Source organism: Streptomyces sp. NPDC007929, assembly GCF_042959065.1.
Classification (GTDB): domain Bacteria; phylum Actinomycetota; class Actinomycetes; order Streptomycetales; family Streptomycetaceae; genus Streptomyces.
The window spans coordinates 442,305-455,558 of record NZ_JBIBKD010000002.1; the positions used below are offsets into that span (position 1 = coordinate 442,305).

The 13,254-nt window shown below is 70.5% G+C and carries 11 protein-coding genes; 1 reads left to right on the forward strand and 10 read right to left on the reverse strand.

Annotated features, from left to right (window positions below):
- Positions 1 to 11: 11 nt before the first annotated feature.
- The 9 genes from ACFZDE_RS06840 to ACFZDE_RS06880 form a co-directional block, all read right to left on the reverse strand.
- Positions 12 to 1,349, reverse strand: coding sequence for a hypothetical protein (locus ACFZDE_RS06840; protein ID WP_391198080.1), 1,338 nt, complete (start codon positions 1,347 to 1,349; stop codon positions 12 to 14).
- 79 nt (positions 1,350 to 1,428) lie between these two features.
- Positions 1,429 to 2,511, reverse strand: coding sequence for a transporter substrate-binding domain-containing protein (locus ACFZDE_RS06845; RefSeq protein WP_391198082.1), 1,083 nt, complete (start codon positions 2,509 to 2,511; stop codon positions 1,429 to 1,431).
- On the reverse strand, positions 2,508 to 3,935 hold the full coding sequence (locus ACFZDE_RS06850) for a hypothetical protein (RefSeq protein ID WP_391198084.1): 1,428 nt from the start codon (positions 3,933 to 3,935) through the stop codon (positions 2,508 to 2,510). Before ACFZDE_RS06850 ends, ACFZDE_RS06845 begins: the two co-directional genes overlap by 4 nt.
- 310 nt (positions 3,936 to 4,245) lie before the next feature.
- Positions 4,246 to 5,268, reverse strand: coding sequence for a BadF/BadG/BcrA/BcrD ATPase family protein (locus ACFZDE_RS06855; RefSeq protein ID WP_391198087.1), 1,023 nt, complete (start codon positions 5,266 to 5,268; stop codon positions 4,246 to 4,248).
- A complete protein-coding gene (locus ACFZDE_RS06860; protein ID WP_391198090.1) occupies positions 5,259 to 6,524 on the reverse strand; it encodes a 6-phospho-beta-glucosidase in 1,266 nt (421 codons plus the stop codon). Before ACFZDE_RS06860 ends, ACFZDE_RS06855 begins: the two co-directional genes overlap by 10 nt.
- 6 nt (positions 6,525 to 6,530) lie before the next feature.
- Positions 6,531 to 7,424 (reverse strand): ABC transporter permease subunit, encoded by an 894-nt coding sequence (locus tag ACFZDE_RS06865; protein ID WP_391005946.1) that lies wholly within the window; start codon positions 7,422 to 7,424, stop codon positions 6,531 to 6,533.
- Positions 7,421 to 8,365 carry an ABC transporter permease subunit gene (locus ACFZDE_RS06870; RefSeq protein ID WP_391198093.1) on the reverse strand — a complete coding sequence of 315 codons (945 nt, stop codon included), beginning with the start codon at positions 8,363 to 8,365 and terminating at the stop codon, positions 7,421 to 7,423. Before ACFZDE_RS06870 ends, ACFZDE_RS06865 begins: the two co-directional genes overlap by 4 nt.
- 3 nt (positions 8,366 to 8,368) lie before the next feature.
- Positions 8,369 to 9,706, reverse strand: coding sequence for an extracellular solute-binding protein (locus ACFZDE_RS06875; RefSeq protein ID WP_391198094.1), 1,338 nt, complete (start codon positions 9,704 to 9,706; stop codon positions 8,369 to 8,371).
- 144 nt (positions 9,707 to 9,850) lie between these two features.
- Positions 9,851 to 11,062 (reverse strand): ROK family protein, encoded by a 1,212-nt coding sequence (locus ACFZDE_RS06880; protein ID WP_391198096.1) that lies wholly within the window; start codon positions 11,060 to 11,062, stop codon positions 9,851 to 9,853.
- Positions 11,063 to 11,477: 415 nt separating this feature from the next.
- On the opposite strand from ACFZDE_RS06880, the gene ACFZDE_RS06885 reads away from it, so the two are divergent.
- Positions 11,478 to 11,813: a hypothetical protein gene (locus ACFZDE_RS06885; protein ID WP_388243039.1), complete on the forward strand. Its 336-nt coding sequence runs from the start codon at positions 11,478 to 11,480 to the stop codon at positions 11,811 to 11,813.
- Between the two features lie 48 nt (positions 11,814 to 11,861).
- Here ACFZDE_RS06885 and ACFZDE_RS06890 read toward each other — a convergent pair whose 3' ends face one another.
- Positions 11,862 to 12,956, reverse strand: coding sequence for a mechanosensitive ion channel domain-containing protein (locus ACFZDE_RS06890; protein ID WP_391006127.1), 1,095 nt, complete (start codon positions 12,954 to 12,956; stop codon positions 11,862 to 11,864).
- Between the last annotated feature and the right edge of the window lie 298 nt (positions 12,957 to 13,254).

A 13,254-nucleotide genomic window follows, 5' to 3' on the forward strand; every position in this document is an offset into this window, starting at 1 on the left:
CCCCTCGTCGCTCACGCGCCCGGCCCCCTCCGGTCGTCCTCGGGCACACCCTGCCCCGGCACCCGCGGGCCCCCGCCGAACAGCTCCACCGCCGCGTGCTGGTAGCGCAGCACCGCCTGCTCGGCGGCGCGCAGGTCGCAGGGCGCGCTCCACAGCATGCGGCGCGCCTTCTCGTACCGCTCCACCAGCAGCGCGTCCTCGGCCAGACCGTGCCGGGCGACCTTCGCCCGGTAGGCGTCGAGACGGCCGCGCAGCTCGGCGCGGACCGCCAGCGGCGCGGTGACCGCCGTCAACGACTCACGGGCGCGCAGCAGTTCGTCCTCGGCCTTCTGCTCCAGCTGCTCCAGCAGCGGGGACAGCCGGTGCCACTGCGCCTGCCTGCGGTACTCGGCCGCCGCCGCCAGCTGCTCCTGGAGCACCGTCGGCGGCCCGCCGACCACCGGCACCTCCGTCGCCGCGATCTTCGCGAGGACCTCGCCGCGTGCCGTGCGCGCCTCGGCGAGCGTGCGGTCCGCGCGGCTGAGGATGTCCCGCAGCTTCACGATGCGCTTCTCGGCGTCCTGCCGCACGGTCAGTACGGCGTCGATCTCCCGGCGCACCTCCTCCAGGGCGCGCGCCTCACGGTCGTACACCGTGGTGTCCGGCCGGCCGCCGCCCGGGGCCGAACTGCCCTCGGCGGCCTGCCAGAACGCCAGCGGGTCCGAGACCACCTGCTCGCGCAGCTTGGCCAGTATCCGGGTGATGCGCTCCAGGTCGTCGCCCGCCGGGTGCTCGCCGGGGCGCACCCCGACCGAGTGCGCGAGCCGCCGGGTGCGCTGGAGTTCCGCCGCGAGCAGGTCGATCCGGGCCGGCAGGGCCGACCAGACCGCGTCCGCGGCGACCACCATGTCCAGGCTCGTCGCGTACAGCTCGTTCATCCGGTCGACGAGCGTGTCCAGTGAGTAGCGTTCGCTGAGCTTGGTCGGACTGCCGTGCAGGGTGGGGGCGTTGGCCGTCGCCGAGGCGCTGCCCGCGACCGTCACCGACTCGCCGCTCAGCAGCTCGGTCAACTCCACCAGGTCCTCGCGGCTGGACCAGCGGCGGCGCGAGCGGATGTCGCGGGCGGAGCGCAGCGCGTCGGTGTAGGCGTCGAAGTACGTCCACAGCAGCGTGATCGACGCCTCCGTGGACGTCCAGCGCTCCCGGGTGACGCCGGTGAGCTCGGCGCCCTCCAGGAGTCTGCGGCCCGCGTGGTCCTGGAGGGCGAGGAGCGAGGTCTCGATCGCCTCGTGCTCCGCGCCGAGCCGCGCCAGCGCACGGTCCACCTCGTCCCGGTCCATCACCGGCCCGGTGGATCCCGTGACGCCCATCGATCACCTCTCGCTGCGGTCGTGTGTCGCGTGTCGTCTGTCGTCTTCTGGTGCGGGTGTTCGCGGGTTCGGCAGGATGTCAGGTGGTGCGCAGGTACTGCGGTGCCGGTGGTTCCGAGTTCTTCGCATCCTTGCCCAGTGTCGCCGACAGCCATTTCTCGTACGACCACTGCCAGCCGTTCGCGGTGTCCTTGCGCCAGTCCACCAGGATCTGGTTGACCCGGCGTACCAGGTCGTCCGCGTCCTTCTTCATCGCCACGCCGTAGTACTCGGCAGTGAAGGCCTCGCCCTTGAGCTGGACCGTCGGGTCCTGTGCCGCCTGGCTCGCCGCGAGGGCGCCGTCGGTGACCACGGCGTCGACCTCGCCGAGCTGGAGCCGCACCAGGCAGTCGAGTTGGTTCGGCACGGTGGTGGAGATGTCCGTGCCCGCGGGGAGCTTGCCGGCCTTCTGGTCCGCCTCCAGCGCGGCGTACGCCGTGGAACCGGCCGCCGTGCAGATCCTGCGGTCCGCGAGCGTGTCGTCGTAGCCCTTGACGGGGGAGGACTTCGGGGCCAGGACCTGCTGGCCCGTCTTGAAGTAGGGCGCGGAGAACGCCACGTCGCCGATGCGGTCGCAGTTGATCGTCATCGTGCGGACGACCATGTCCACCCGGCCGTCCTCGATCGCCGGGATGCGCTGGTCGGTGGGGATCGCCTTGAACTGGACGGCGTCCGCGTCGCCGAGGATGTCCTTCGCGATGCGGTGGACCAGATCGATGTCGAAGCCTTCGAGCTCCGCGGTCTTGCCGCTGTTGGGGTTGCGGTAGCCCCAGCGGTAGCTGTTCTGGTCGACGCCGACGACCAGCTTGCGCTTCTCGCCCTCGCGGCTCTTGATCGCCCGGATGGTGTCGCCGTCGGCCGAGGAGGGGGAGAGCGTCTGCTTCTCGGGGGCCTCGCAGTCCTCTTCCACCACGGTCCCCGTGGTGTCGGTGTTCGCGGTGTTCGCGGTGTTCGCGGTGTTCGCGGTGGTCGCGGTGGTGTTCCGGGTGGTCGTGGTGAGCGGCGGCAGGCAGAGGGCCACCAGCGCCACCAGGGCGCAGACGACAGCCATCGCGGTCACCCCGCCCCAGCCCCTGAGCGCGTCTCGCACGGTCGTTCCTCCCTTCGCCTCCGGCCCGTTCATCGGTACTCCGACAGCCTGCGGCCGATGCCCAGGACCGCGCCCGCGGCGCCCAGCACCGCGAGGACGGCCACGCCCGCCGGCATGCCCGTCAGCGCGTCGCGGCCGTCGCCCGCCGCGCGCTTGAACTCCGTCTCCTCGTGCGCGAGTGCCGTGCGCAGGTTGTCGTCGACGCTGTCGAAGCACTCGCCGGTGGCGCCCTCGGGGCCGATGACCCGGTCCAGCGCCTGCTGGTAGTTGCCGTTCTCGTCCTGCGCGCGGGCGGCGGTGTGGCGCTTCTTCCACTCCGTCATGTTGCCCACGGCCGCGGTGACGGGGCGCTCGCCCGAGGTGTCGTCGGCGAGCTTCTCGGCGGCGGCCAGCTTCGAGGCGAGGGCCTTGATCTCCCTGCCGAAGTCGTAGTCGTAGGCGTCGTACGTCTTCTTGCCGACCTTCTTCGTCTCCGCGCCGCGCGCCACCAGGGTGAGGTTCTCGTTGCCCCTGGCCTTGAGGGAGGCGATGCGTGCGTCGTGCAGGACGTTCAGGGAGCGGACGCCGTGGTCGTAGGAGTCGTTCAGGCCCGCGCGGGCGAGGGTGTGGCCGACGACCAGCCAGAGCAGGACGACCGTCGCCGTGGCGGTGGCGGCCACCAGGCCGTGGTTCAGGACCCGGTTCGTCCGCCGGTAGTTGCGGTGCTGCGCCCAGGCGAGGGCCGCCAGGGCGGCGACGCCGAGGGCGATCGCCGCCCAGGGGTAGGGCGTGGCGTCCGCGTAGTCCGCGCTGAGGCGCTGGTTCTCCTTGGTGTAGAGGTCCTCCGCCGCCGGGAGCATCTGCTGCTGCATCTTCTCGTTGGCGTAGCGGAGGTAGGCGCCGCCGACGGGGAAGCCCTGGCGGTTGTAGGTGCGGGCGCGCTCCACCAGGCCCTTGTACTCCGGCAGGAGCTTGTTCAGCTTGGCGATCGTCGCCGTGGACGGGGAGCCCGGTTCGGCGTTGGCGGCGGCGTTGACGAGCTTCTCCGCGGCCGTGCGGATGTCCCGCTCGTAGCGGTCGCGGGTGGCGGCCGACTCCTGGCCGCCGGCCAGGAAGCCGCTGGAGGCGGCGGTGTTGGCGTCCGCGAGGGAGCGGTAGATGTCGGCGGCGTCCGAGCTGAGGGGCTGGCTGCGGGTGAGGACGTCGTCGGCGGCGGCGGCGCGGTCGGTCATCTGCCAGGCGGTGACGGCGCCGAAGGCGACGACGAGCAGGGCCAGCAGGGCGCCGATGATGCGGAGGCGGCCGGGTTCCGTCGTGGCCGCGGAGCGCAGTTGGTCGAGTCCCTCGGCGAAGGCGGTGCGGCGGAGGGGTGTGGGGGCTGTGGGGGGTGTGGCGGGGGCGGGGGGTGCCGTCTGGGCCGGTACGGCCGGCAGGACGGGGCCCGGTGGTGGCGGGCTGCTCTTCGGCGTGTACGTCACTGTGACCTCCCCCGTGGTCATCCGTCGCCGCAAGTATCGCTGCCGGGGCTGACATCCGCACCGGCCTTGGCCCGATCTTGATCGGATCGCAGCGTGTGGCGCCCCGTTCAGGTACACGTGGGGGGAGGTGGTTCGGTTCCCGGGGGTTCCGTGGGGTGGGGGTGCGCGTTCGGTTCGCGTGGCGCCGGGTGGTGGGTCGGGGTCGCGCCGGGGGGTGTCCGTCCTCGGAACGGCGCGATGGGGTTGGATACCGACTCACTGTCCGTTGACGCGCCAACCGCTGCGGGCGGACACCCCCCGACACGACCCCTTACGTACGACGGCGGCTGCGGGAGCGTCGTGGCGCGTCCAGCTGCGCCGGGTTGCGTACGTAGTGCGTACGCAGTTTCCCCTGTGCTCCCTCGGTTGCTCCGATCTCGTCCAGGCCCAGCAGGGCCGCGCCCAGTACTGGAGGGGATGTCACCACGCGGGGGACCGCCTTCGGGGCGTGGATGGTCAGCGAGTGGGTGATGTGGTCGTTCAGTTGGGGGTGGCGGGCGGCCAGGACGCCGCCGCCCAGGAGTACCGGGGTTTCCTCGGCCAGGAGGTCCAGGCGGGTCAGGGCGACCACCGCCATGGAGACCACCTCATCGGCCTGGCGTTCCACGATCGCCCGGGCGACCGGGTCGCCGTCGGCGGCCGTGGCGAAGAGGACCGGGGTCAGTTCGTGGCGCCGGAGCGCCGGGACGCGTTCCAGGTGCAGTGCCTCGACGAGGGCGTACATGGTGGGCAGGCCGAAGTGGGCGGGGAGGGTGCGGGACAGGGCGGTGGCGGCGCCGCGGCCGTCCTCCGCGCGGGAGGCGTGCCACAGGGCCTCCTCGGACAGGCCCCAGCCGCCGCCCCAGTCGCCGGAGATACGGCCGAGCGCCGGGAAGCGGGCGGTGCGGCCGTCGGGGCGCATGCCCACGCAGTTGATGCCCGCGCCGCAGACGACCGCCACCCCCCGGGGTTCGCGGGCCCCGGCCCGCAGGATCGCGAAGGTGTCGTTGCGTACCGTCGCCGTCCGGCCCCAGGCGCGGGCGCGTAGTGCCGCGGCCAGTTGCTCCTCCTCGACGGGGAAGTCGGCGTTGGCGAGGCAGGCCGAGACGTGGGTGACCGAGGTGAGACCGGCGGCGGTGAGGGCCTCGTTCACCGTCGCGGCCAGGGCGTTCATCGCCGTGTCCACGCCCACGGCCGGGGGACGGAAGCCGCCCCCGCGTGCCGTGGCCAGGACGTCCCCGTCGGCCGTGACGATCGCGACGTCCGTCTTGCTGTTGCCCGCGTCGATGGCGAGGACACGTGCGGTCACGCCCACGCGAGGTGCTCCCGGTTGTGTGCGATCAGCCGGTCGGTGAGCGTCTCGGCGTACGCGTACTGGCCTACGAGGGGGTGGGCGAGGAGGGCGCGGAAGACGCGGTCCCTGCCGCCGTGCAGGGCTGCCTGGAGGGCCAGGTCCTCGTAGGCCGTGACGGCGGCCATCAGGCCCGCGTGGAGCGGGTCCATGGGTTGGACGGTGAGGGGGGACGCGCCCTTGGTCCCCACGGCCGCCTGGACCTCGATCACCGCGTCGTCGGGGAGGAAGGGCAAGGTGCCCCGGTTGTACGTGTTCACCACCTGGTACGGCGAACCGCCGCCGCCCAGCAGGGCCGCCGCCAGGTCCACCGCGGCCTCCGAGTAGAAGGCGCCGCCCCGCTTGGCGAGCAGCTCCGGCTTCTCGTCGAGGGCCGGATCGGCGTACATCGTGAGCAGTTGCCGTTCCATCGCCGCCACTTCGGCCGCGCGGGACGGCTTCGTCCGCTGTTCGGCGACCACTTCGTCGTGCGCGTAGTAGTAGCGCAGGTAGTACGAGGGGACTACGCCGAGCGTGTCGAGCAGGGGGCGGGGGAGGTGGAGGTCGGCCGCGATTCTGTCGCCGTGTTCGCCCAGGAGTCCGGGCAGGACGTCCTCGCCCTCGGGGCCGCCGAGACGTACGGCTGTCTCCCAGGTAAGGTGGTTGAGGCCGACGTGGTCCAGGTGGAGCGCGGAGGGCTCCATGGACAGCAGGGCCGCGAACCTGCGTTGCAGGCCGATCGCCACGTTGCACAGGCCCACCGCCTTGTGGCCCGCCTGGAGCAGGGCGCGGGTCACGATGCCGACCGGGTTGGTGAAGTCGATGATCCAGGCCCGGGGGTTGGTACGGCGGACGCGGTCCGCGATGTCCAGGACGAGCGGGACCGTGCGCAGCGCCTTGGCCAGGCCGCCGGCGCCGGTGGTCTCCTGGCCCACGCAGCCGCATTCCAGGGGCCAGGTCTCGTCCTGCTCGCGGGCCGCCTGGCCGCCGACGCGCAGTTGGAGGAGGACCGCGTCCGCGCCGTCCACCGCCTCGTCGAGGTCGGTCGTCGTGGTGACGCGGCCCGCGTGGTCCTGGCGGGCGAAGATGCGGCGGGCCAGGCCGCCGACCAGGTCGAGACGGTCCTGGGCGGGGTCCATCAGGACCAGTTCCTCGACGGGCAGGGTGTCCCTCAGGCGGGCGAAGCCGTCCACGAGTTCGGGGGTGTAGGTCGAGCCTCCGCCGACCACGGTGAGTTTCATATACGTCTAACCCTTTACTCCGGTGAGCGTGACACCCTCCACGAACGCCTTCTGCGCGAAGAAGAACACGAGGATCACGGGGGCCATGACCAGCACGGTGGCGGCCATGGTGAGGTTCCAGTCGGTGTGGTGGGCGCCCTTGAACGACTCCAGGCCGTAGGAGAGCGTCCAGGCGCCCGGGTTCTCCGAGGCGTAGATCTGCGGTCCGAAGTAGTCGTTCCACGCGTAGAAGAACTGGAAGAGGGCCACCGCGGCGATGCCCGGCTTGGCCATCGGCAGTACGACCTTCAGGAGGGTGCGCAGATCGCCGCAGCCGTCCACCTTCGCCGCGTCCACGTACTCGTCGGGGATCGTGGTGAGGAACTGACGCAGCAGGAAGATCGAGAACGCGTCGCCGAACGCCATGGGGATGATCAGCGGCCAGAGCGTGCCGGACAGGTCCAGCTGCTTCGCCCAGAACAGGTACATCGGGATGACGACCACCTGCGGCGGCAGCATCATCATCGAGATGACCAGCATCAGGACCGGATTGCGGCCGCGGAAGCGGAACTTGGCCAGGGCGTAGGCCACGGGGATCGAGGAGACGACCGTGAGGACCGTGCCCAGGCCCGCGTAGATCAGGGTGTTCCGCCACCAGGTGAGGAAGCCGGGGGTGTCGAACACCGTGGCGTAGTTGCCCCACTCCCAGGTGCGCGGGATCAGGTCGCGGCTGAGCGCCTGGCTGTCGCTCATCAGGGAGGTGAGGAGGACGAAGACGAACGGGAGCGTGAAGAAGAGGGCCGCCGCGAGGGAGAGGGAGTGGACCGCGATCCATTCGAGCAGCGCCTTGCGGTGGGCCGTGCGTGCCGCCGGCGACGGGGGCGCCTTCAGCTCCACGGGCTTGCCGAGCACCTGCGTCATCGTTCACCTGCCTGGATCAGGCCGCCCCGGCGGCGCATCAGGAGGGCCGTGAAGGCCATGGAGAGGGCGAAGAGGACCAGGGCGACCACACAGGCCGAGCCGTAGTCGAAGCGCTGGAAGCCCAGGTTGTAGACGAGTTGGGGGAGGGTGAGGGTCGATTTGTCCGGGTAGCCGGGCTCGAACAGGGTGCCTGCCCCTTGGATCACGCCCGAGGCGACCTTCCCGGCGATCAGGGGCTGTGTGTAGTACTGCATCGTCTGGATGACGCCGGTGACCACCGCGAACATGACGATCGGCGAGATGTTGGGCAGCGTCACGTAGCGGAAGCGCTGCCACGGGGTCGCGCCGTCCAGCTCCGCCGCCTCGTACTGCTCCTTCGGTACGTCGAGCAGGGCGGCCATGAAGATGACCATCAGGTCGCCGATGCCCCACAGGGCCAGCAGGGTGAGGGCCGGCTTGGACCAGGTGGGGTCGTTGAACCAGCCCGGGGCTGGCAGCCCGGTCTTCTCCAGGATCGAGTTGACCGGGCCCGTGCCGGGGTTGAGGAGGAACGCGAAGGCCATCGTGGCCGCCACGGGCGGGGCCAGGTAGGGCAGGTAGAAGAGGGTGCGGAAGGCCCCCGTGGCCGTCTTGACCTTGGTGATCAGCAGGCCCACGCCCAGGCCGAAGGCGACTCGGAGCGTGACCATGACGGCCACCAGCCACAGGGTGTTGCGCAGGGCGGGCCAGAAGAGGGGGTAGTGCTCGAAGACGTACACCCAGTTCTTCGTGCCGCTCCAGGTCGGCGGCTGGAAGCCGTCGTAGCGCATGAAGGAGAAGTAGACGGTGGAGATCAGCGGGTAGGCGAAGAAGACCGTGAAGCCGATCAGCCAGGGGGAGAGGAAGGCGAGGGTGCGCAGGGTCGAGCGGCGGTGTTTTGAGCGCAGTGTGTGGGTGCTCATGGGTTACTTCGCCTGTGCGATGTCCGTGTCGATCTGCGCGGCCGCCTTCTTCAGGCCCGCCTTGAGGTCGGTCGCCTTGCCGCTCTCGTAGGCGTAGCCGAACTCCTGGATCGTGGTGAGGTAGACACCGCCGTTGACGGAGGCCGGGGCGGTGGTGGAGTCGGGGTTGGCCGCGATCTCCAGGAACGTCTTGAAGCGCGGGTCGTACGTCAGCTTCGGGGACTTCAGCGCCGCGAGTGTCGAGGGCACGTTGTGGATGGCGTTGGAGAAGTTCACCACCGCGTCCGTGTCCGTGGTCATGTACTTCACCAGCTCCCAGGCCGCGTTCTGCTTCCGGCTCGTCGCGGCGATCCCGGCGATGGTGCCGGTGATGTAACCCTTGCCGTACTGGTCGGCCTGGTCGTCGGGGACGGGCAGCGGGGCGACGCCGATGTCGAACGCCGGCTTGGTGTCCAGGGCCATGCCCAGGCGCCACTCGCCGTCGAGCTGCATGGCGACCTGGCCGGTGTGGAAGGGGTGCTTGGGACCCCACTCGTCGCCGAGCTTCGAGCGGTAGGTCTCCAGCCTGCGGTAGCCGCCGAGGGCGTCGACGAGCTTCTTCTGGACCGTGAAGGCCTGGGCGAACGCCGGGTCCTTGCCGACGTTCGACTTGCCCTCCTTGTCGAAGTACGTGGGGGAGAACTGGCCGAGGTAGTGCTCGGTGGTGGTCTCCCAGCCGTGGTAGTTCGGCATGAAGCCGAGCTGCCTGTACGAGTCGCCCTGGGGGATCGTCAGCTTCTTCGCGACGCGCTCGAACTCCGACCAGGTCTTCGGCGGGGCGGTGACACCGGCCTTCTTGAACGCGGTCTTGTTGTAGTAGAGGCCGTAGGCGTCGCCGAGGAGCGGGACCGCGCAGCGGTTGCCCTCGAACCGGGTGTACTCGTTCATCGCCTTGGGGAAGGTCTTCTCCGGGTCGACGCCGGACTTCTCGAAGAACGGGTCGAGGTCCACCAGGGCGCCCGAGGAGCAGAACTTCCCGACGCTGTTCGTGGTGAACGACGAGATTACGTCCGGGGCCTTGGCGCCGCCGGCGCGCAGGGCCTGGTTCATCTTGTCGTCCGTCATGTTGCCGACCACGGCGACGTGGATGTTGGGGTGCGCCTTCTCGAATCCGGCGACCAGTTCCTTGACGGCCTTCACCTCCGCCGGCGCGCTCCAGGCGTGCCAGAAGGTGAGGGTCGTCTCCTTGGACGCGTCGTCACTCGCGCCGGCGTCCGACTGGCCGGTGCAGGCGGTGGCGAGGAGGGCGAGGGCGGCGGAGGCGGCGAGTGCGAACGTCGCTTTTCTGGAGGTTCCGGGCATGGCGGGGCTCCCTGAGGCAAGGGGGAAGGACGGAGGGGGCGGGCGTGAAGGGTTGGGAGGGGGGTGGCTTGAGGCGATCGAGCCGGAGGGGGCGAGGGCGACTTGAGGCGGTCGAGCTGGGAAGGGCGAGCGGGTCGAGCGGGTTCAGCGGGAGGTGTCGAAGACCTCGTCGCGTGTGGTCGCTAGCGCGCTCTCCAACGCGCCGCGCAGCACGGGGTGTTCACGTACGTCACCCACCACCAGGCGGGGGCGGGACGCGGCCAGCTCTTCCAGTTCGGCCTGGACGAGGGCGCGCAGCGGCTCGCCGCCCGAGGTGAGGGACGCGCCGCTCAGCACGACGAGCTCGGGGTCGAGGACCGAGACCAGCGAGGCCAGACCGGTGGCCAGCCGGGTCGCGTACGTCCGCAGGAACTGCCGGTGGGCGTCGTCACCGGCTTCGGCCGCCCTGGCCACCAGCTCGGCGGCGGAGTCGGCGTACGGGCCCGGCGGGACGTCCTCGATGCCGAGTTCGCGGGCCAGGCGCGGGACGGCCTGGGAGCCGGCCAGCTCCTGGTAGCCGCCGCTGTTGGCCTTGGTGACCTGGCGGACCAGGGGTGTGCCCGGCACCGGCAGGAAGCCGACCTCGCCGGCGCCGCCGGTCCAGCCGCGGTGCAGCCGTCCGCCGAGGACCAGGGCGGCGCCGAGGCCCTCCTGGTTCCACAGCAGCACGAAGTCCGCGTGGCCCCGGGCCGCGCCCAGACGCTGTTCGGCGAGCGCGACCAGGTTGACGTCGTTCTCGTACTCGAACGGCATCGGCAGGGCGGCGGCGAGTTCGTCCAGCAGGGTGGGGGAGTGCCAGCCCGGGAGGTGGGAGGCGTAGCGCAGCCGGCCCGTGGTGGGGTCGAAGGCGCCGGGTGTGCCGATGACGAGGCGGTGGATGTCGTCCCGGGCGAGACCGGCCGCCTTCACCGCGCCGTCCAGGGCGTCGGTGACGTGCTGGACGACCGGGGTGCCGGTGCGTCTGCCGGGGGTGGGCAGCTCGTGGCGTCCGACGGTGCGGCCGGTGATGTCGGCGACCGCGGCGAGGATCCGCTGGGGGGTGACGTCGAGTCCGGCGGCGTGACCGGCCGCCGGGTTGACCTCGTAGAGCTGGGCGCTGGGGCCGGGGCGGCCCTCGGTGGTGCCGGTGGCCAGGACGAGCCCCGCCGCCTCCAGACGGGCCAGGAGCTGTGAGGCGGTCGGCTTGGACAGCCCGGTGAGCTTGCCGATCCGGGTGCGGGACAGCGGCCCGTGCTCCAGCAGCAGGTCCAGGGCGGCCCGGTCGTTCATGGCGCGCAGGACGCGCGGTGTGCCCGGCGTACCGGCGATTCCACCCATGCGTCTTCAACACCTGCCCTTCGGCTGCTCAGCTTCTCAGTGACCACGCGGGGAAGTCCATCGGACGCCGGTTCCCCGACCACTGCCAGTCACTGTTAGGAAACTTTCCTATCGGTGGGAGGAACGTAGAGCGCGGGGGAGGTGACGTCAAGGGGGAGCCGGGCGGGAGGGCGACTCCGGCGCCGGGGTTGCCTCCGGCGCCTGGTGCGCTCGGCGTCCGTGTGCTCGTCCGGACCGGGACGGTATTTCGGCTTCCGCGGTTCCCTCTTTTTTCGTCCAGTGATCCCGGCGTAATCCACTTGTCATCTACATCTATCGGTTTGAATTGCCGTGGACGGAATGGCAAAGTGATCACTTGCCGCCGCGCATTTCGGTGGCGAGTTCTGATGCGAAGAACGAAGGAGGGCGCATCATCGTGCGCAAGCTCAAGGTGCTCGGCTCGCTGGTGGGGGCCGCTCTCGCGGTGGGGGCGCTGGCGACCGCTCCGGCGAGTGCCGCTGCCGGTGACGGCGGGATCTCCGTGAAGAAGGTGAAGCGGGGAAGTGTCACCTGCTTCAACTATTCATGGGGTGACGACGGCATTGCCAGCTACACCGTCTACTACCACAACACCTGTGCGGGAAGTCACGGCCTTTATGTGACCACCAATGCCGGGCTCTCGCACGAGTGCATATGGGTGGCTGGAGGTAAGAAGGGGTCGCACGTCTTCTATACGCCGCCGATCAAGTTCGCGCACAAGAAGAGCTGCTGAACGCACAAAGGGCTCCCGTCCGGGAGCCCTTTGCCGTGGGTGGCGGCCCTACTTGGTCACGCTCGGCGGGGTCAGCGGCGTCGCGGCCTGGGACTGTGGCGACGCGGTGTTGGAGTAGGCCGACGGCGCGGCCATCCCCGCCGTCGGGTCCGCGGGCTGCTCCTCCAGCGGGGCCGTGGCGCCGCCGACGATGCGGATGTCCGCCGCGTCGAAGGCCCGCTTCACGCGCCAGCGCAGTTCGCGCTCCACCGTCAGGGACTTGCCCGGCATGGTCTTGGCCGTGACGCGCACGACCATCGAGTCCAGCAGCACGCTGTCCAGGCCGAGGACCTCGATCGGGCCCCACAGCAGCTCGTTCCAGGGCTCCTCGGCGCTCATCTTCTCGGCGACCTCGTCCAGGGTGGCCTTCACATGGTCCAGGTCCTCCGAGGCGGCGACCGTGACGTCGACGTTGGCCGTGGCCCAGCCCTGGGAGAGGTTGCCGATGCGCTTCACCTCGCCGTTGCGGACGTACCAGATCTCACCGCCGTCGCCGCGCAGCTTGGTCACCCGCAGGCCCACCTCGATCACCTCGCCGGAGGCGACCCCCGCGTCGATCGTGTCGCCGACGCCGTACTGGTCCTCCAGGATCATGAAGACGCCGGACAGGAAGTCCGTCACGAGGTTGCGGGCACCGAAGCCGATCGCCACACCGGCGACACCGGCCGAGGCCAGCAGCGGGGCGAGGTTGATGTTGAACGCGGAGAGGATCATCAGGGCCGCGGTGCCCACGATCAGGAAGCTGGCGACCGAGCGCAGCACCGACCCGATGGCCTGGGAGCGCTGACGGCGGCGTTCCAGATTGACCAGCAGACCGCCCAGGGGCGGGCCGTCCACCGTCTGCTCGGTGCGGCTCATCCTGTCGATGAGCTTGGTGATCGCCCGGCGTACGGCGACGCGCAGCACCACCGCTATCACCACGATCAGCAGGACCTGCAGTCCTATCGCGAGCCATGTCGACCAGTTCTGCTCGACCCATCCGGCGGCGTTCGTCGCGCTCTCCTGGGCGTCCTGGAGCGACGGCACTCTCGGGGACTGGGTCTCCGAGGGGGTCGGCGACGGTGACGGGTCGGCGGCCGACAGGACGGAGTCCGCGAGGGACAGGAACACGGCAGGTACCTCCAGGTGCAGCGGTCTGCCCCGGCGCGGTGGTTCTGGGGGGCCAAGGTCACGGCTGGGTCACCGAAGGGGCAGAACCACCACACTAACGGGGCATTGTGTGTGCGCTTGCCGGATGTGTGAAGGAGAGACCGTGCTCACCTGGGCTTGAACAGGCCATGATCCGGGGGATGAATGGGATGTGGTCGAAAACACTCCCAGCCCGTTACCGGGACATGGTGGCGCTTCCACCAGGCATGAGGGGAGACTGACTACGAATCGTCCCGGCGCGAGCCACGCGCCG